Source organism: Pseudomonas sp. AC239, from assembly GCF_979258545.1.
On sequence record NZ_OZ409864.1, the window covers coordinates 207,756 to 225,345 of the forward strand.

The following is a 17,590-nucleotide window of genomic DNA, read 5'->3' on the forward strand; positions in this document are numbered from 1 at the left end:
TGGCGATCTGACCGACGACAACGAACGGAGGATTTAGCGCACCGCCTCAAACAACCCGCTCGCCCCCATCCCGCCACCCACGCACATGGTGACGATGCCGTAGCGCAAATCGCGCCGCTGCAATTCCCGAATCAGGTGCCCGACCTGGCGCGAGCCGGTCATGCCGAACGGGTGACCGATGGAGATCGAGCCGCCATTGACGTTGTACTTGTCGTTGTCGATTTCCAGCCGATCTCGGCTGTACAGGCACTGCGAAGCGAACGCCTCGTTCAACTCCCACAGATCGATATCCGCCACTTGCAGGCCTTTGGCCTTGAGCAGCTTCGGTACCGAGAACACCGGGCCGATGCCCATTTCGTCCGGCTCGCAACCGGCCACAGTGAAGCCACGGAAGAACGCTTTCGGCTTGAGTCCGAGTTCCAGCGCCTTGTCCAGGCTCATCACCAAGGTCATCGAGGCACCGTCGGACAGCTGCGATGAATTGCCCGCCGTCACCGAACCGTCGTCGGCGAACACCGGCTTCAGTCCGGCAAGGCTTTCGTAGGTGGTGTCCGGGCGGTTGCAGTCGTCGCGCTCGACCACGCCATCGACAATCTGCACCTCGCCACTGTTCTTGTCTTCGACGCGGTATTTCACCGCCATCGGCACGATTTCATCGTCGAACAGACCGGCGGCCTGGGCCTGAGCGGTGCGCAGCTGGCTTTGCAGCGCATAGCGATCCTGGGCCTCGCGGCTGACGCCATAACGCCGGGCGACCACTTCGGCGGTCTGGCCCATGGTGTAGTAGATGCCGGGGGTCTGTTGCTTGAGCAACGGGTTGATCAGGTGATCGGTGTTGACGCTTTTCAGGGTCAGGCTGATCGACTCGACGCCGCCTGCAACGATGATGTCGCTGCAACCGGAGGCGATCTGGTTGGCGGCAATCGCAATCGCCTGCAAACCCGACGAGCAGAAGCGGTTGAGAGTCATGCCGGCGGTGCCGGTGCCCAGGCGCGAGAGCACCGCGACGTTGCGGCCAATGTTATAGCCCTGCGCGCCTTCGTTGGAGCCGGCACCGACGATGCAGTCCTCGACACTGGCCGGGTCGATATCGTTGCGGGTCAGCAGCGCATTGACGCAGTGGGCCGCCATGTCATCGGGGCGGGTCTGGTTGAACTTGCCGCGAAAGGATTTGGCCAGGCCGGTCCGCACGCTGTCGACGATCACCACTTCACGCATGGCATACCTCATTGTTGTTGTCGGTTGAGAGTGGACCTGAGCATAAGTCCACCTTCTTGCCGACCGCGAGGATCATTCACCCGGCGTATGCGCGGCCATCGCTTCAGTCCTTGTGCTTTTTGGCCTTCTTGTCGGATTTCTCGAAGGCGTCTTCCAGCGCGCGGTTGATGGTGCGCAACACTTTCACCCGTGCCCAGCGCTTGTCGTTGGCCTCGACCAGCGTCCACGGCGCAATCTCGGTGCTGGTGCGGTCGACCATGTCGCCCACGGCTGCACGATAAGCGTCCCATTTTTCCCGATTGCGCCAGTCGTCTTCGGTGATCTTGAAGCGCTTGAAGGAAATCTCTTCGCGCTCCTGGAAGCGCTCCATCTGCGTATCCTTGTCGATGGCCAGCCAGAACTTGACCACGATCACGCCGGCGTCGGCCAATTGTTCTTCGAAGTCATTGATCTCGCCGTAGGCGCGCAGCCAGTCGGCCTGGGTGCAGAAACCTTCGACCCGCTCAACCAACACCCGCCCATACCAGGAGCGGTCGAACACAGTAAATTTGCCCCGCGCCGGAATGTGCCGCCAGAACCGCCACAGGTACGGTTGCGCGCGTTCTTCTTCGGTTGGTGCGGCGATCGGGACGATGCTGTACTGACGCGGGTCGAGCGCCGCCGCGACTCGGCGGATAGCCCCGCCTTTGCCGGCCGCGTCATTGCCTTCGAACACTGCCACCAGCGCATGGCGACGCATGCGTTTGTCACGCATCAGCCCGGACAGGCGCGCCTGCTCGGTAATCAGTTGTTCTTCGTAGTCTTTCTTGTCCAGACGCTGTGTCAGGTCGAGGCTGTCGAGCAGATTCAGCTGATCGACCGGCGTACCCAGGGGCGCGGCGCTGACCTCGCGCGGATTGACCTCGGCACGCTTGAGCGCACTTTGCAGGCCCTCGAGAAGAATCTTGCCCACCGCCAGGCTGCGGTAGTTGGCGTCGGCGCCTTCGATGATGTGCCACGGCGCGTAATCGCGGCTGGTGCGGCGCAGCACGCGCTCGCCGTATTTGACGAATTTGTCGTAGGTCTGCGATTGCTGCCAGTCCAGCGGGCTGATGCGCCAGCTGTGCAACGGGTCGTCGGCCAGCGCTTTGAGCCGCGCTTTCATCTGTTTTTTGGACAGGTGGAACCAGAACTTGAAGATCAGCGCGCCTTCATCGCAAAGCATTTTTTCCAGACGCTCGGCGCCAGCGATGGCCTGATCCAGACGCGGATCCTTGAACAAACCATGAACCCTGCCCTGGAGCATCTGGCTGTACCAGTTGCCGAAGAAAATCCCCATTCGGCCCTTGGCCGGCAGCATCCGCCAGTAGCGCCACGCCGGTGGCCGTGCGAGTTCTTCATCGGTTTGCTGGTCGAAGGTGCGCACTTCAATCAGGCGCGGGTCCATCCATTCATTGAGCAATTTGACCGTCTCGCCCTTGCCCGCCCCTTCGATGCCGTTGATCAGGATGATCACCGGGAAGCGCTTCTGCTGCTGCAATTCGAACTGGGCTTCAAGCAAGGCCTCGCGCAGCGCAGGGACCGCCGCCTCATAAGTGTCTTTGTCGATGGCGTGACCGATTTCAGCGGATTCGAACATGGGACGGCTCCTTCCAGGGTTCAGCAAGACTAGCGGATTGGGCACGGACGCGGCGCATAAATTCCCATGAACTCAGGACGGGAGGAGAACTTTGTGTGAGGGGATTTATCGTTGACTGGCTGTGCAGCAGGCGTAAATCCGCGAAGTGTGGTTTGGATCGGGAAAACGGGGTGGATGGTTTTGGGACTGCTTCGCAGTCCAGCGGGGATGAATCCCCTCGCCACAGGGTTCTTTTCACCGCGAGCCTTGTGCTGGATCAGGTAGTACCGGCGCGATCGGCTAGAATGGCCGCCTTGTGTTTGCCGAGCCTGCCATGAAAGCCGAAATGCCCCACGCCCAACTCGACTGGGACGACCAGGGACGCCCACGTTCGCGGGTGTTCGATGACGTGTATTTTTCCGACCAGTCGGGGCTGGAAGAAACCCGTTACGTGTTTCTTGAGCAGAACCGTCTGGCCGAGCGTTTCGCTGCACTGCCCGCCGATGGGCGCCTGATCATTGGCGAAACCGGCTTCGGCACCGGGCTGAATTTTCTCTGCACCTGGCAGTTGTTCGAACAGCACGCGGTGGCCGGCGCACGCATGCATTTTGTCAGCGTGGAAAAGTACCCGCTGGCGCCAGCGGATCTGCAACGGGCCCTGGCACTTTGGCCGGAACTCAAGCCGTTGGCCGATCAGTTACTCAAGCACTACGTAGCGATTCATCAAGGTTTTCAGCGCATCACTCTGGCCGAAGGCCGGGTGACGCTGACCTTGCTGATCGGCGATGCGCTGGAGCAACTGCCACAACTCGATGCGCAGGTCGATGCATGGTTTCTCGACGGTTTCGCCCCGGCGAAAAACCCTGACATGTGGACCGCTGAACTGTTCGTCGAACTGGCGCGTCTGGCTGCGCCGGGCTCGACCATCAGCACCTTCACCAGCACCGGTTGGGTAAGGCGTCTGCTCAACGCTGCCGGGTTCAAGATGAAGCGCACCCCGGGCATCGGCCACAAATGGGAAATCCTGCGTGGCGAATTTCTTGGCTGGCCCGCCGAGGTGGCGGCGCCGATACCGGCGAAACCCTGGTTCGCCCGCCCTGCTCCACTCAACGGCGAGCGCCGGGCGCTGGTGATCGGTGCCGGCCTGGCCGGCTGCGCGACAGCATCGAGCCTGGCGGCGCGCGGCTGGCAGGTGAGTCTGCTGGAGCGGCATGCGACGGTGGCGCAAGAAGCTTCGGGCAACCCGCAAGGCGTGCTCTATCTCAAGCTGTCCTCCCATGGCACGGCGTTGTCGCAATTGATCCTCAGCGGCTTCGGTTACACCCGGCGTCTGCTGGAAACGCTGCAGCGCGGCAGCGACTGGGATGACTGCGGGGTGCTGCAACTGGCGTTCAATGCCAAGGAAGCCGAGCGCCACGCGCAACTGGCGCAGGCATTCCCGGAAGATCTGCTGCATTGGCTGGAACAACCTGAAGCCCAGGCCCGCGCCGGTGTCGGCGTGGCCCACGGCGGCTTGTTCTACCCCGAAGGCGGCTGGGTGCATCCGCCAGCGCTGTGTCAGGCCCAGGCAATGCATGCCAACATTGATTTGCTCAGCCATCACGAAGCTTTGGAACTGCGCAAAGTCGCAGACCTGTGGCAAGCCTTCGACGGCGAACGACTGCTCGCCAGTGCGCCGGTGGTGATCCTGGCCGGAGCCGCCGAAATCAAACGTTTTGCCCAGAGTGCCGAACTACCGCTCAAGCGCATTCGCGGGCAGATCACGCGTCTGGCTGAGACAGCAGAAAGTCATGCGCTGGCCACGGTGGTGTGCGCCGAGGGCTATGTCGCCCCGGCACGACTGGGCGAGCACACGCTGGGCGCCAGTTTCGACTTCAACAGCGACGATCTGACGCCCACGACAGCCGAGCACCAAGGCAATCTGGCAATGCTCGAAGAGATTTCCAACGATCTGCTCGCCCGTCTGAACACCAGCGAGCAGCCAGTCGAGAACCTTGAAGGCCGCGCCGCCTTCCGTTGCACCAGCCCGGATTATCTGCCGATCGTCGGCCCGCTCGCCGACCGCACAGCCTTCCTCCAGAGCTACGCAACGTTGAGCAAGGACGCCCGCCAAGTGCCGGACATCGCTTGCCCATGGCTCGACGGACTCTACGTCAACAGCGGCCACGGTTCTCGCGGGCTGATCACCGCGCCGCTGTCCGGCGAATTGCTCGCCGCGTGGCTGGACAACGAGCCGCTGCCGTTGCCACGCAGCGTGGCCGAAGCCTGTCATCCCAACCGGTTCGCCCTGCGCCAGTTGATTCGCGGCAAGTAGGTTTCACTCGTCGGGCATTACACAGAGGCCGAGGTCCATCAGGCGTATCGACTCTTCGGTCAGACGCTTGATTACGGCTTGTTGTGCCTCATCGCGCTCGAGCCTGATGGCATCCATCTGGCTCAGGTAATCGGCAGAGGGCAGCGTTTCGGCCTGTTCGAATACAGCATCGATGCGCGGTGCGTAGAGCGCATCGATGGGCGAGAATTTCCGCGCGAACGTGCGCTGCAGATAGTCTGTCCAGAACCCTTGCCGCTGCATGAATTTCAGCCATTCGGGCGACAGCTCCGCCGTCGTGATCCGGTTCTTGGCGGTCTCCAGATCGGCAGCCGTCACGCCCGCCTGTTCGGCGAATTGCATCCGTCGCGGCTGCCCGGGTAAATCGAGCGCCTCGGCGAGTCCGGTGCGATAGGCCAGATTGACCTCCAGTGCGTCAGCCTTCGGATGTTTGCGCACATGTTCAAGCGCAAGGTCGCCGAGCTTTTCCAGGCGAAACAGGCGCTTTCCCAGTTCCAATAGCGGTTTGGCAGTGACCGGCCGGCCGCCGGCGATATTACTGACCCGATCAACTTCGACCGCCACTTCCAGATGACTGAAGTTCATCGCCGCGCTGTCCGTGCAGTTGATCGGATTGGCGGCGAGGTTGAGCACTTGATCGCACAGCACCGGGTCACGCTGCGCCGCCTCAAGCACAGCCCAGACGCGCCGGCGCATGTCGGCACTGCCCTGCGTCGCATCAGCGGTATCGCCCAGTTCCGACAACAAGTGAAACAAGGCCTCGCCACGCTCATCGTCCTTGAAAGCGGTCCAGATCCGTTCACGCTCGGCGGCCTGCGCTGGGGGATTGCCGATCATCCACAGCGAACGGGCCTTCTGCTCGTCCAGCCGAGCGATATCGTCCTGCAGGTAGCCCATGCCGACACCGATGTTGTTGCGGTAGTTTTCAAGGTGAGTCTCGCTGGCCGCAGACAACGGATTGAAGCGCAGATTCAGCGCCTGACTGAATCGACGCGACACCTCGAACAGCCAGTCGGGCAGATCCTTGATCTGGTTGTTGCGCAGGTCCATCCACTCGGCAGACGGAAGATTTTTGAGGCCGACCGGCATTTCCGTAAGTCCCGTTTCGCGCAGCAGCAATCGGCGCAAATCGCGCATGGCACTGACGTCCGGCGTCGCGCCCAGAGGATTGCCATTGAGATTGAGGTAGTGCAGCGCGGTCATGCGTTTGAGCTTGGCCAGCGTCGGCTCCGTCAGCCGCAGCTGATTGTTTGCCAGGCTCAGCCGCTGGAGATTGGGCATGTACGACAGCATTTCCGGCAAGCGTGTAACGCTGTTGTTGTCCAGTTCCAGCGACTCGAGCTGTTTGAAGGATTTGAGAAAGTGCGCGAGGTCGTCGCTCTGGGCCATGTTCTTCATCGATAGCTGCTGGATGTGATCAAAGCTCACCCCCGGCGGCAGTGTCGGCAGCTTGCCGACGCGCATGCCATCAAGGTTGAGCGTGCAGAGGGATTTGCCCTGTTCGTCAGGCACCCAGTGAAACCGGCGAAAACCCTCCTCAATCAGTTCTGCGGTCATTTTTCGGCTGTGGCGCGCTTCTGCCAGGTCACCCCCCAAGGCCTTCAGGCCCAGCGCGTCCTCGCTCCAGACAAACAAAGCGTCACGCAGGGTTTTCAGTTCCTGCTGCAGCGCTTTGACCCGGGTCGCGCGGCTCAGCGGATCCGCGCCGAGGCCATCGATCAGTTGGCTGGCCTGGGGTTCACTCAGGCGCGGGTATAGCCTGCGCACTTTGCGCAGCAGCCCGCGCGGATGCTTGTTTGCAGGGGCTTGATCACCTTGCACGCATGCCGGTTCCTCGATCCTCGCGGCCTTAGCGTTGCGTAACGTGCGAGCCGTGACCTGGCGTTCCTGCAAGGCGGCATCAAGCAGCTTGCTGCGCAATTGCCGGGTGTTCGCGGCAAAACCCGGCAGCGTGCGCTGACGCTGCGGCAGTGCCTTGAAAAGGGCGGTGAACAACGCTTCAGGCCCCGTGGCCACCTTGCCAAGAGACTTTCCCTCGCCGTTGAACGCTTCATAACCGGCGGCGGATTTCACCAGTGTGCAGGTGTTTTCCGCGCTGGCCGCCGTGTCCCCGACCTCTTCCAGAACCGGCCCCGCCAGGGTGTTTTCGCGCAGCTGCAGACGCCATTGCGTATCCCAGCCGTTCAGGCGCGGCAGCAAGCGGATGGCCAGCGCATCAGTGTCAACGTTGGCCAGACGCGGCCAATGAAAACCCGCCAGAGCGTGATCGAGGCGCACCTCCTCAATGCCGGCCCTGGCCCGCTGCGCAAGGCGCAACGGCACCCGTCCGGTCGATCACAGGTGCTGGCGCTCGACACTGGTGGCGCGGTCGACCAAGCGTTGTCCATGACGCGCCGAAAGGTCAGTGAACACCTGGCGTAATTTCACCAGTTCACCCGCCTCGCTCTGGTCGTAACGCTGGTACATGCGCTTGAAGGCCGCGCGATGATCCGCAGTGAGTGCCGCGGCCAGCTTTTTTGCCAGCGCCGATGCCTGCGTGGATTTCGCCACCTTGGCGCCAAGCATCTCTTTGACTTCGTGCTGGTCAAGGCCATCGATGACCGTTTGCAGCAATTGACCCCGGGACAACTGCTCGCGCGTCACCTCGACACTGAGGGTGTCGTCGAGCAAGCGCGTCGCAGGATAGGTTGCTTCAATGGCTTTTTCGGCGCTGGTCACCGCGATATAACGGTCAGTCGGCCAGCCCGGCAACGTCGGCAAAGCGTGCAACTGCTCCTCGACAGGCTGGCCGGAATGGTACTCGCCGCTGTGCAATTCGATTGTCAGCTCGCGCAATTGCCGGATCAGGCGCACGCGCTCCACGGTGTCGCGCAAGCGCACCGGCAGCTTCAGGTTGTCATTGAAGGTTTGCAACAGCGCCTCGTGCGAGGTGTCGCTGAGCCGGCGCATCATGTCCAGATCATCATCGACGAACTCGCTGAGTTGTGGATCGATGCGCTTGAGCGTGTAGGCCGAGCTGCTCCATTCTTCCGGCGCCTCGTTGGGAACCTGCCAGCCGCCCTCGACATGCCGGACCAATTGTGGGGCATAGGCGTTTGCACGTTGCGCGTGTTCGAGGTGCCAGGTCTTGCCGTCGGCGTCGTACTTGCCCGCAAGCAGCCGATGGTCGACACGGCCTATGGTCTTGACCCCGATCCGGTAGAACTCCTCGGAGCCCGCATCGATGGTGAAACCGGCTGGAAGCGCGTGCTCATAATGGCTGAGTTCCGGCTTCCACAAGCGAGGTCTTGCGGCGTGATCGAGAATCGCAGCGAATTGTCCGAAAAACTCGGGATGGCTGCGCAGCAGCTTGCCGCCCAGGGCACCGATTGCTTTTTGCCCACCGGCGAAGACGCCCATGAGCGCAATGTTCTCGACGACACTGAGCACATGCGACAGGGCTTGCTGATGGTCACCGCGTTGCCAGTCTTCGACGCCCTCGAACACCTCGCCAAGCAATTGGCCCACTGCGACGCCCATCATCAACTGCCCGAGTACCGGCACGAACAGCCCTGCCACAGAAGCCAGGCTCACTCCCGACTCGAGCCAGTCCTGCAGGCGTTTGCGACGCGTTTCTTCATCGATATCAGCGGTCGGCACCGCCAGTTTGCGCGCATCGATCTGGCGCTTGCCGACATGACTCAGCAGCATGAAATCGAACAGTGATACATCGATCGACAGCTGTTTGATAACGGCCACCTCACCCTTGTCGGTGAACGCCGTGAAGAAATCGGCCTTGTCATCTTCATCCAGACTGCGAGCGAAGTATTCCCGGTAGTCCGCCGTCTGCAGTTGTTGCGTAAGGTAGAGCTTGAAGGCCGCCAGATTGGGGTACTCGTGCAGGGCTCGTGCGGGCTCGCCAGGCATGTACACCAGGCAGCCGTCCTCGGGATGGTGCTCCAGAGAACGTGCGCTGAAAACCACGACGCCCCAGACACAGCTGTCGAATATTTCAATGCCCTGCATGACCATTGGGTCCTCGCCGTAGCGCAGGGTTTGCGGCGACGCCACGCCATCGGCCTCGATCAGATCCTTGACCATGCGCAGCCCGGATGAGGTGATGTCACCTTTGAGCCAGGCCTGCTCGGCATCCAGTCGCAACAGATGCTTTTTCATCGCGACGATGTCGCGGGTCATGGCATTGCTGGCCACGACTTTCCCGCCATCGTCCACAAGGCCGAAGGTTTTCTGCAAATGCAGCTGGTATTGCTTGCCCAGATCCAGCGCGCGGCACAACGTGGCGAACGCCGCCGGAGTCAGATCCTTGACCCCGCCGGGCGCACTCTGGACGCGCACCACACTGCCTGAGGGGAACGCATCTGCCTGTTCTTCATCCTCGGTGAAATTCTGCATCGCCGCCTGCAGCAGGGTCTGCGTGGCATGTTTGATCACTTCGACGCCGGACTCATCGGCAGTGACCGCCTCACAACCGCAGTCGACACCGGGCAGGCTCAGCAGATCCCGCTCGACGTCATAGACCGCCGGCCATTTTTTCTTCAGCGCGGCGGTCAGCTCGCGGATGCAGAAAGGCTGCAACGATTCGAGGCGGCTGAAGTCCTTCTCGACCCTCAGTTGCAGGGTATGCAGATCTCTGACGGTCTGATCGAGCACCGCGAGGGTCGCAGGCGAGGCCGTAAGCAAATGCGGCGGCAGGTTTTTCTGCAGGGCTTGGGCAATATCGAGGTCGCCGGTAGCCTCAAGCAATGTGCCGAGAATCGTGGCTTGAGTCGTTGGGATGTTGTTTTCTTTGGAAGGCATGGCAATAGTCCTTTATTGCGGGAGGCCTGTGACCTTAGCGATGCCTGAGGCGAATTGATAATTCAAAAAGCTCGGGGAAATCCCGGCAACCGAACAGGATTTACGACCGTTAAAACAGCCCGCTACCACCCGGTAGCTCAGAGTCGGTTGCCCACGCTCCTTGCGCTTGGATAACCGCCGCACCTTGGCGCAGACGGCTCCCTTATAACTTATCGATCTAAAACTCCACATACCGAGACAGGTCAGTTTCTGAGTACCCGCACTTTTCGCGCGGTACGGCTTGACCTTCCCCAACGGAAAAACCGGTAAGGACTTTATGTGCGGATTAGCTGGCGAGTTACGTTTTGATCAACAACCTGCAGACCTTGCAGCGATCGAGAGAATCACCCATCACCTGGCCCCTCGCGGCCCTGACGCGTGGGGCTTCCATGCCCAAGGGCCGATTGCCCTGGGCCATCGACGCCTGAAGATCATGGACCTGTCGGACGGTTCGGCGCAGCCGATGATCGACAGCCAATTGGGCCTGTCCCTGGCTTTCAATGGCGCGATCTACAACTTCCCGGAATTGCGCGCAGAGCTTGAAGCGCTGGGTTATGCCTTCTATTCCGGTGGCGACACCGAAGTGCTGCTCAAGGGTTATCACGCTTGGGGCGAGGCGTTGCTGCCGAAGCTCAACGGCATGTTCGCCTTCGCCATTTGGGAGCGCGATGCCAAGCGTCTGTTCATCGCCCGTGACCGTCTCGGCGTGAAGCCGCTGTACCTGTCGCGCACTGGCCAACGCCTGCGCTTTGCCTCGGCACTGCCGGCGCTGCTCAAGGGTGGCGACATCAACCCCATTCTTGATCCGGTGGCGCTCAACCATTACCTGAATTTCCATGCGGTGGTGCCTGCGCCACGCACCTTGCTGGCCGGTATCGAAAAATTGCCGCCCGCCACCTGGATGCGCGTTGAGGCCGATGGCCGCACCGAGCAGAAAACCTGGTGGACCCTGCCCTACGGCCCGAATGAAGACGAGAAAAACCTCAACCTTGAAGACTGGGTCGATCGCGTCCTCGACAGCACCCGCGAAGCGGTGGCGATTCGTCAGCGTGCGGCAGTGGATGTCGGCGTGTTGCTGTCTGGCGGTGTCGACTCGAGCATGCTGGTCGGCCTGTTGCGTGAAGTCGGTGTAGAGAACCTGTCGACCTTCTCCATTGGTTTCCAGGATGCCGGCGGCGAGCGCGGCGACGAGTTCCAGTATTCGGACCTGATCGCCAAGCACTACGGCACCCGCCACCATCAGTTGCGCATCGACGAGAAAGAAATCATCGAGCAACTGCCTGCTGCTTTCCGGGCGATGAGCGAGCCGATGGTCAGCCATGACTGCATCGCGTTCTATCTGTTGTCGCGGGAAGTGGCCAAGCACTGCAAAGTGGTGCAGAGCGGCCAGGGAGCGGACGAGTTGTTTGCCGGTTATCACTGGTATCCGCAGGTCGACGGCGCGGCCGATCCATACGCGGCCTACCGCGATGCATTCTTCGACCGCAGCTATGACGATTACGCGGCAACGGTTCAGCCGAAATGGCTGGTCGATCACGACGCAGCGGGCGACTTCGTCAAAGCGCATTTTGCCCAGCCTGGCGCTGATGCCGCGGTGGACAAAGCCTTGCGTCTGGACAGCACGGTGATGCTGGTCGATGACCCGGTCAAACGTGTCGACAACATGACCATGGCCTGGGGCCTGGAAGCGCGTACGCCGTTCCTCGACTATCGGCTGGTCGAACTGTCGGCGCGAGTACCGGGCAAATTCAAACTGCCCGACGGCGGCAAACAAGTGCTGAAAGAAGCTGCGCGCCGGGTCATTCCAAGCGAAGTGATCGACCGCAAAAAAGGTTATTTCCCGGTGCCGGGCCTCAAGCACTTGCAAGGCGACACTCTGAACTGGGTGCGCGAACTGCTGCTGGATCCGAGTCAGGATCGCGGCCTGTTCAACCCGACCATGCTTGACAAGCTTCTGACTGATCCGCAAGGCCAGCTGACCCCGTTGCGCGGTTCGAAACTGTGGCAACTGGCGGCCCTGAACCTGTGGCTCAGTGAACAAGGAATCTGATTGATGAAACCCCATGCCACGTCCATCAACCAACGCCTGTTGCGTGGTCAGGCCCCCTCGTATGAACGTTTGCAGGCGCGCCTGGCCGAAGACGGCAGCGAGCCTGCCAGCGCGCCGATTGCCGTGCACTGCGGCTGGGGCCGGCTGCTGATCGGGCACACCTTTCCAGACCCGGCGTCGCTGGCGCAGGAGCTGCTCAACGAACAGCCCGGCGAGCGTGACATCGCGCTATACGTTGCCGCACCGCAGCAGATTCTTGGCCTGGAGCCGACGCAGCTGTTTCTCGATCCATCCGACACCCTGCGCCTGTGGTTCAGCGATTATCGGCAGGCCACGCGGGTGTTTCGCGGCTTCCGCATTCGTCGCGCGCAGAGTGAAACCGACTGGCAAGGGATCAACCGCTTGTACCAGGCGCGCGGCATGTTGCCGATAGATCCGGAGCTGCTCACTCCGCATCATCAGGGCGGTCCGGTGTATTGGCTGGCGGAAGACGAGGATAGCGGCGCGGTGATCGGCAGTGTCATGGGCCTCAACCATCAAAAAGCTTTCAACGATCCGGAACACGGCAGCAGCCTGTGGTGCCTGGCGGTCGACCCGCATTGCTCGCGCCCCGGCGTCGGCGAAGTGCTGGTGCGACATCTGGTCGAGCACTTCATGAGCCGTGGCCTGGCTTATCTGGATCTGTCGGTGCTGCACGACAACCGTCAGGCGAAAAACCTCTACGCCAAACTCGGTTTCCGCAACCTGCCGACCTTCGCCATCAAGCGCAAGAACGGCATCAATCAGCCGCTGTTTCTCGGCCCGGGGCCGGAGGCGAATTTCAACCCTTACGCACGGATCATCGTCGAAGAAGCGCATCGACGCGGTATCGATGTGCAAGTGGATGACGCCGACGCCGGGCTGTTCACCCTCAGCCATGGTGGCCGTCGCGTGCGCTGCCGCGAGTCGCTGAGCGACCTGACCAGCGCCATCAGCATGACCTTGTGCCAGGACAAAAGCCTGACCCACAAGGTGCTCAAGGCCGCCGGCCTGAAACTGCCGGCACAGCAACTGGCGGGCAATGCCGACGACAACCTGGCCTTCCTCGATGAACACCAGCGGGTGGTGGTCAAACCGCTCGACGGTGAACAGGGCCAAGGCGTCGCGGTGGATCTGCGCACCATCGAAGAGGTGCAGAAGGCCATCGAAACCGCCAAGCAGTTCGACAGTCGCGTGTTGCTGGAGAGCTTCCACGAAGGTCTCGATCTGCGCATTGTGGTGATCGGTTTTGAAGTGGTCGCGGCTGCTATTCGCAAGCCCGCCGAAGTGGTCGGTGATGGCCAGCATTCCATCGGTGCGCTGATCGAAGCGCAGAGCCGCCGCCGGCAAGCGGCCACCAGCGGCGAGAGCAAGATCCCGCTGGACCACGAAACCCAACGTACGCTGCACGCTGCCGGCTATGACTACAGCAGCATCCTGCCGGCCGGCGAGCATCTGTTCGTGCGGCGCACGGCCAACCTGCACACCGGCGGTACGCTGGAAGACGTGACCGACATTCTTCATCCGACCCTGGTCGACGCGGCAGTGCGCGCGGCGCGGGCGCTGGATATTCCGATGGTCGGCCTCGATCTGATGGTGCCGGCGGCGGATCAGCCCGACTACGTGTTCATCGAAGCCAACGAACGCGCCGGCCTCGCCAACCATGAACCGCAGCCGACGGCGGAGCGCTTTGTCGATCTGTTGTTTCCGCATAGTCAGCCGGCTGTCTCTTGAACCATCGTTGTTCCGGCTGACGCCTTCGCGAGCAGGCTCGCTCCCACAGGGGGAATGCATTCCAAATGTGGGAGCGAGCCTGCTCGCGAAGAGGCCCTGAACGTCACCACCAATTTTCCTCATCGAAACCATCGGTGTGCACAACCCATCAGGAGTTTCCATGACCATGACCACACAAATCCCTGAACCGGATCTGGCCTACCTGCAAAAAGTCCTGCTGGAGATGCTCGCCATTCCCAGCCCTACCGGGTTCACCGACACCATCGTGCGCTATGTCGCCGAGCGTCTCGAAGAGCTGGGTATTCCGTTTGAAATGACCCGACGCGGCACCATTCGCGCGACGTTGAAGGGCAAAAAAAGCAGCCCCGACCGCGCCGTATCGGCGCACCTGGACACCATCGGCGCCGCGGTGCGTGCGGTGAAGGACAATGGTCGCCTGACCCTCGCCCCGGTCGGTTGCTGGTCGAGCCGCTTTGCCGAGGGCAGCCGGGTCAGCCTGTTTACCGACACTGGCGTGATTCGCGGCAGCGTGTTGCCGCTGATGGCTTCCGGGCATGCATTCAATACCCAGGTCGATGAAATGCCGATCAGTTGGGACCATGTCGAACTGCGGCTGGACGCCTACTGCGCGACCAAAGCCGATTGCGAATCGCTGGGCATTCATGTCGGTGACGTGGTGGCGTTCGATCCGCTGCCGGAGTTCACCGAAAGCGGCCATATCAGTGCGCGCCACCTCGACGACAAGGCCGGCGTGGCCGCACTGCTCGCCGCGCTGAAGGCGATTGTCGACAGTGGCCAGGAGCTGAATATCGATTGCCATCCACTGTTCACCATTACCGAGGAAACCGGCAGCGGTGCGGCGGCAGCATTGCCGTGGGATGTCAGCGAGTTCGTCGGCATCGACATTGCGCCGGTCGCGCCGGGCCAGCATTCCAGTGAACACGCGGTGAGCGTGGCGATGCAGGACTCTGGCGGGCCGTACGACTATCACTTGTCGCGGCATTTGCTGCGTCTGGCCGGCGAGAACGAATTGCCGGTGCGCCGTGACATGTTCCGCTATTACTTCAGCGATGCGCATTCGGCGGTCACCGCCGGCCACGACATCCGCACTGCCCTGCTCGCCTTCGGCTGCGATGCCACGCACGGCTACGAACGCACGCACATCGACAGCCTGGCGGCGCTCAGCCGTTTGCTCGGCGCGTACATCCTCAGCCCGCCAGTCTTCGCCAGCGATGCGGCGCCGGCCAATGCTTCTCTGGATCGCTTCAGCCATCAGATCGAGCATGACACGCAGATGGAAAGCGAAACCCGCGTGCCGCCGGTAGACAGTCTGGTGGGGCAGCGTTCTGACAGTTGAGCCTTCGGTGAACAGATGACCGCCTTCGCAAGCAGGCTCGCTCCCACAGGGATCGCATTTCAACTGTGGGAGCGAGCCTGCTCGCGAATGGGCCGACAAGTCCAATACAGAACTGGCAGGCAAAACCCAATCCCCGTAGCATCCCGACATTGATTTGACCGAGGTGCCCATGCTCATTCCCCACGACGCGCTTGAAGTCGACACCCTCACCCGCCTGATCGAGGATTTCGTCACCCGCGACGGTACTGACAACGGCGATGACACCCCGCTGGAAACCCGCGTATTGCGCGTGCGCCAGGCATTGACCAAAGGCCAGGCACTGATCGTGTTCGACCCGGAAAGCGAACAGTGCCAGCTGATGCTCAAGCACGACGTACCCAAGCATCTGTTCGACTGAAACCGTCAGCCAGCCTTCGCGGCGGCCTCCTTGCGCTTGATCCGGTCATAGACCTCGGCGCGGTGCACATGGACTTTCTTCGGCGCCTCGACGCCGAAGCGCACGCTGGAGCCATTGACCGACAGAACACGCAGGGTGATGTCGTCACCGATTGAAATCAACTCACCGACCACACGGCTGAGTACAAGCATGGGATTCATCCTTCAGGACTGGCAAACCCTGAAGATGCGCGGCTTACAGCGTCTTCACAATCCACGACGAGCAAATCAGTCTTGCCCTACAGTCGCCCACGCCCACAGCTGTCAGACGCTTCGCACAAAAGCCTCAGGCGGCGGAAAAGCGCGGCCCGAACAGAATGATGCTGGCACCGACCACGCACAGGGCCATGCCAATCCAGTCCGAACCCAGCGGACGCACCCGCTCGACCACCGCTAGCCAGCCAATCGAAGCAACGATGTAGATCCCTCCATATGCCGCATAGGCGCGCCCGGCGTAGGCCGCTTCAACACGGGTCAGCAACAGCGCGAACAGGGTCAGGCTGAGCAACGCGGGAATCACCCACAACGCACTCTTGCCTTGGCGCAGCCACATGTAGAAAGCAAAACAGCCGGCGATTTCAAACAGCGCCGCAAGGAAGAACCACAGGTAATTGAGCATCAACGCGTCTCGACAGGGTGACCATGGCGGTCACCCTAACCACGCGGCCAGTAACGAACAAGATCAAGCGTTGTTTTGTCTGGCCTTGGCGCGCATTTTCTCGGCCATTGAGGTCATCTCGTTGTAGAGCAATTGCGGGTTCTTCTGTTTGAGCGCCCAGGCCATGCGCCCTTGTTCGTGAGGCAGAATCATGAACTCGCCGGCGGCGACTTGCTGATAGATGTAGTCAGCGATATCCGCTGCACTGATCGGCGAACTTTCCAGCAACTTGCCGACCTGCGCTTTCATTGCCGGGGTCGGGCCACGGAAAGAATCCAGCAAGTTGGTCTGGAAGAATGATGGGCAGACGACATGCACCGCCACTTCCTGCTGCGCCAGTTCAATCAGCAGACTTTCCGACAAGGCCACCACGCCAGCCTTGGCCACGTTGTAGTTGCTCATCGCCGGGCCCTGCATCAGCGCGGCCATAGAGGCGATGTTGATGATCTTGCCCTTGCTCTGTTCCAGCAATGGCAGGAACGCCTTGCAGCCTTTGACCACGCCCATCAGGTTGATCGCGATCTGCCAGTCCCAGTCTTCCAGCGACAGTTCGCTGAAGAACCCGCCCGAGGCGACGCCAGCATTGTTGACGATGATGTCGATGCCGCCGAGTTTTTCTTCACAAGCCTGGGCGAACGCGGTGAGCTGGCTGTAATCGCGCACGTCGCAGCGCTGGATGAAACCGTCACCGCCCGCCTCGCGCACCAGCTTCAGGGTTTCCTGCAGGCCGGGCTCACTGACGTCGGACAAGGCCAGCCGCCAGCCTTCACGGGCCCAGCGCAGCGCGATTTCGCGACCCAGGCCTGAGCCTGCACCAGTGATCATCATGCGATTTTGCATAGCGGACAGCCTTGTTGTTCCGGGAGAGATGCGCCGAGTGTAGCGAAGGAACTTCGTTCGCCCACGCTCCATCCAGTTGCTGAATGGAGGATCAAAAGATTACAGCCGTCATCGTTTTCCGGTTGGTCTCATGCAGGAGCTGACGAGTGCAACGAGGCTGCGGTCTTTTTGCTGGAAAGGAAATAACCAAGCAATCCAAATACATTAAAAAAACATTGAATTATTTTTCACTGACGCAAGTCGGAACATGTAAGCCGGCTGGAATTTAGTTGCTCTCCAGCTGCCCACTGAGCATCAAGACTCTTCCAGACTCTGAACAAGGAAATCACCCATGGGCACAATTCTAATCATCATCCTGATCCTGTTGCTGATCGGTGGTCTGCCGGTCTTCCCGCACTCCAGAAGTTGGGGTTATGGCCCGTCGGGCATTATCGGCGTGGTGTTGGTCGTGCTGCTGGTGCTGTTGTTACTCGGCAAGATATGACGATTTGAAGCTGTAAAAAAAGAGGCCCTTG

The 17,590-nt window shown here is 61.1% G+C and carries 13 protein-coding genes; 6 read left to right on the top strand and 7 right to left on the bottom strand.

The window, feature by feature from the left end:
* Positions 1-33: 33 nt before the first annotated feature.
* Together ACZ0AZ_RS00955 and pap are read right to left on the bottom strand one after the other, a co-directional pair.
* The gene (locus ACZ0AZ_RS00955; protein WP_039760075.1) at positions 34-1,218 is read right to left on the bottom strand and encodes a thiolase family protein; all 1,185 of its coding nucleotides are present in this window, start codon (positions 1,216-1,218) and stop codon (positions 34-36) included.
* Between the two features lie 103 nt (positions 1,219-1,321).
* On the bottom strand, positions 1,322-2,836 hold the full coding sequence (pap, locus tag ACZ0AZ_RS00960) for a polyphosphate:AMP phosphotransferase (RefSeq protein WP_039760077.1): 1,515 nt from the start codon (positions 2,834-2,836) through the stop codon (positions 1,322-1,324).
* Positions 2,837-3,149: 313 nt separating this feature from the next.
* On the opposite strand from pap, the gene mnmC reads away from it, so the two are divergent.
* Positions 3,150-5,129: a bifunctional tRNA (5-methylaminomethyl-2-thiouridine)(34)-methyltransferase MnmC2/FAD-dependent 5-carboxymethylaminomethyl-2-thiouridine(34) oxidoreductase MnmC1 gene (gene mnmC / locus ACZ0AZ_RS00965; RefSeq protein WP_463538562.1), complete on the top strand. Its 1,980-nt coding sequence runs from the start codon at positions 3,150-3,152 to the stop codon at positions 5,127-5,129.
* Positions 5,130-5,132: 3 nt separating this feature from the next.
* Here the strand turns inward: mnmC and ACZ0AZ_RS00970 are convergent, their stop codons facing one another.
* Together ACZ0AZ_RS00970 and ACZ0AZ_RS00975 are read right to left on the bottom strand one after the other, a co-directional pair.
* Positions 5,133-7,469, bottom strand: coding sequence for an NEL-type E3 ubiquitin ligase domain-containing protein (locus ACZ0AZ_RS00970; protein ID WP_463570999.1), 2,337 nt, complete (start codon positions 7,467-7,469; stop codon positions 5,133-5,135).
* 12 nt (positions 7,470-7,481) lie between these two features.
* Positions 7,482-9,944 (bottom strand): dermonecrotic toxin domain-containing protein, encoded by a 2,463-nt coding sequence (locus tag ACZ0AZ_RS00975; RefSeq protein WP_463538565.1) that lies wholly within the window; start codon positions 9,942-9,944, stop codon positions 7,482-7,484.
* Between the two features lie 316 nt (positions 9,945-10,260).
* Here ACZ0AZ_RS00975 and ACZ0AZ_RS00980 point away from each other — a divergent pair, with 316 nt between their 5' ends.
* The 4 genes from ACZ0AZ_RS00980 to ACZ0AZ_RS00995 all read left to right on the top strand — a co-directional run bounded on the left by ACZ0AZ_RS00980 (position 10,261) and on the right by ACZ0AZ_RS00995 (position 15,539).
* Positions 10,261-12,033 (top strand): N-acetylglutaminylglutamine amidotransferase, encoded by a 1,773-nt coding sequence (locus ACZ0AZ_RS00980; protein ID WP_415761840.1) that lies wholly within the window; start codon positions 10,261-10,263, stop codon positions 12,031-12,033.
* 3 nt (positions 12,034-12,036) lie between these two features.
* Entirely contained in the window at positions 12,037-13,785 is a 1,749-nt protein-coding gene (ngg, locus tag ACZ0AZ_RS00985) for an N-acetylglutaminylglutamine synthetase (protein ID WP_463538566.1), read from the top strand.
* A 166-nt stretch (positions 13,786-13,951) separates the two neighbouring features.
* Positions 13,952-15,142, top strand: a complete 1,191-nt coding sequence (locus ACZ0AZ_RS00990) for an osmoprotectant NAGGN system M42 family peptidase (RefSeq protein WP_129997700.1) — start codon at positions 13,952-13,954, stop codon at positions 15,140-15,142.
* 169 nt (positions 15,143-15,311) lie between these two features.
* Complete coding sequence (locus ACZ0AZ_RS00995; protein ID WP_003172962.1) at positions 15,312-15,539, top strand: YheU family protein; 228 nt, start codon at positions 15,312-15,314, stop codon at positions 15,537-15,539.
* Between the two features lie 5 nt (positions 15,540-15,544).
* Here the strand turns inward: ACZ0AZ_RS00995 and csrA are convergent, their stop codons facing one another.
* The 3 genes from csrA to ACZ0AZ_RS01010 all read right to left on the bottom strand — a co-directional run bounded on the left by csrA (position 15,545) and on the right by ACZ0AZ_RS01010 (position 17,075).
* Positions 15,545-15,730 (bottom strand): carbon storage regulator CsrA, encoded by a 186-nt coding sequence (gene csrA / locus ACZ0AZ_RS01000; RefSeq protein WP_024013891.1) that lies wholly within the window; start codon positions 15,728-15,730, stop codon positions 15,545-15,547.
* 133 nt (positions 15,731-15,863) lie between these two features.
* Positions 15,864-16,196 (bottom strand): YnfA family protein, encoded by a 333-nt coding sequence (locus ACZ0AZ_RS01005; RefSeq protein ID WP_016770946.1) that lies wholly within the window; start codon positions 16,194-16,196, stop codon positions 15,864-15,866.
* A 63-nt stretch (positions 16,197-16,259) separates the two neighbouring features.
* Positions 16,260-17,075 carry an SDR family oxidoreductase gene (locus ACZ0AZ_RS01010; RefSeq protein WP_039760088.1) on the bottom strand — a complete coding sequence of 272 codons (816 nt, stop codon included), beginning with the start codon at positions 17,073-17,075 and terminating at the stop codon, positions 16,260-16,262.
* Positions 17,076-17,406: 331 nt separating this feature from the next.
* On the opposite strand from ACZ0AZ_RS01010, the gene ACZ0AZ_RS01015 reads away from it, so the two are divergent.
* Positions 17,407-17,559, top strand: coding sequence for a DUF3309 family protein (locus tag ACZ0AZ_RS01015; RefSeq protein WP_003183939.1), 153 nt, complete (start codon positions 17,407-17,409; stop codon positions 17,557-17,559).
* The last annotated feature ends 31 nt before the right edge of the window (positions 17,560-17,590 follow it).

Bases quoted from the DNA above. Each gene is read 5' to 3' on its own strand.
- ACZ0AZ_RS00955 (WP_039760075.1), bottom strand. From the start codon at position 1,218: ATGCGTGAAGTGGTGATCGTCGACAGCGTGCGGACCGGCCTGGCCAAA.
- pap (WP_039760077.1), bottom strand. From the start codon at position 2,836: ATGTTCGAATCCGCTGAAATCGGTCACGCCATCGACAAAGACACTTAT.
- mnmC (WP_463538562.1), top strand. From the start codon at position 3,150: ATGAAAGCCGAAATGCCCCACGCCCAACTCGACTGGGACGACCAGGGA.
- ACZ0AZ_RS00975 (WP_463538565.1), bottom strand. From the start codon at position 9,944: ATGCCTTCCAAAGAAAACAACATCCCAACGACTCAAGCCACGATTCTC.
- ACZ0AZ_RS00980 (WP_415761840.1), top strand. From the start codon at position 10,261: ATGTGCGGATTAGCTGGCGAGTTACGTTTTGATCAACAACCTGCAGAC.
- ngg (WP_463538566.1), top strand. From the start codon at position 12,037: ATGAAACCCCATGCCACGTCCATCAACCAACGCCTGTTGCGTGGTCAG.
- ACZ0AZ_RS00990 (WP_129997700.1), top strand. From the start codon at position 13,952: ATGACCACACAAATCCCTGAACCGGATCTGGCCTACCTGCAAAAAGTC.
- ACZ0AZ_RS00995 (WP_003172962.1), top strand. From the start codon at position 15,312: ATGCTCATTCCCCACGACGCGCTTGAAGTCGACACCCTCACCCGCCTG.
- csrA (WP_024013891.1), bottom strand. From the start codon at position 15,730: ATGCTTGTACTCAGCCGTGTGGTCGGTGAGTTGATTTCAATCGGTGAC.
- ACZ0AZ_RS01005 (WP_016770946.1), bottom strand. From the start codon at position 16,196: ATGCTCAATTACCTGTGGTTCTTCCTTGCGGCGCTGTTTGAAATCGCC.
- ACZ0AZ_RS01010 (WP_039760088.1), bottom strand. From the start codon at position 17,075: ATGCAAAATCGCATGATGATCACTGGTGCAGGCTCAGGCCTGGGTCGC.
- ACZ0AZ_RS01015 (WP_003183939.1), top strand. From the start codon at position 17,407: ATGGGCACAATTCTAATCATCATCCTGATCCTGTTGCTGATCGGTGGT.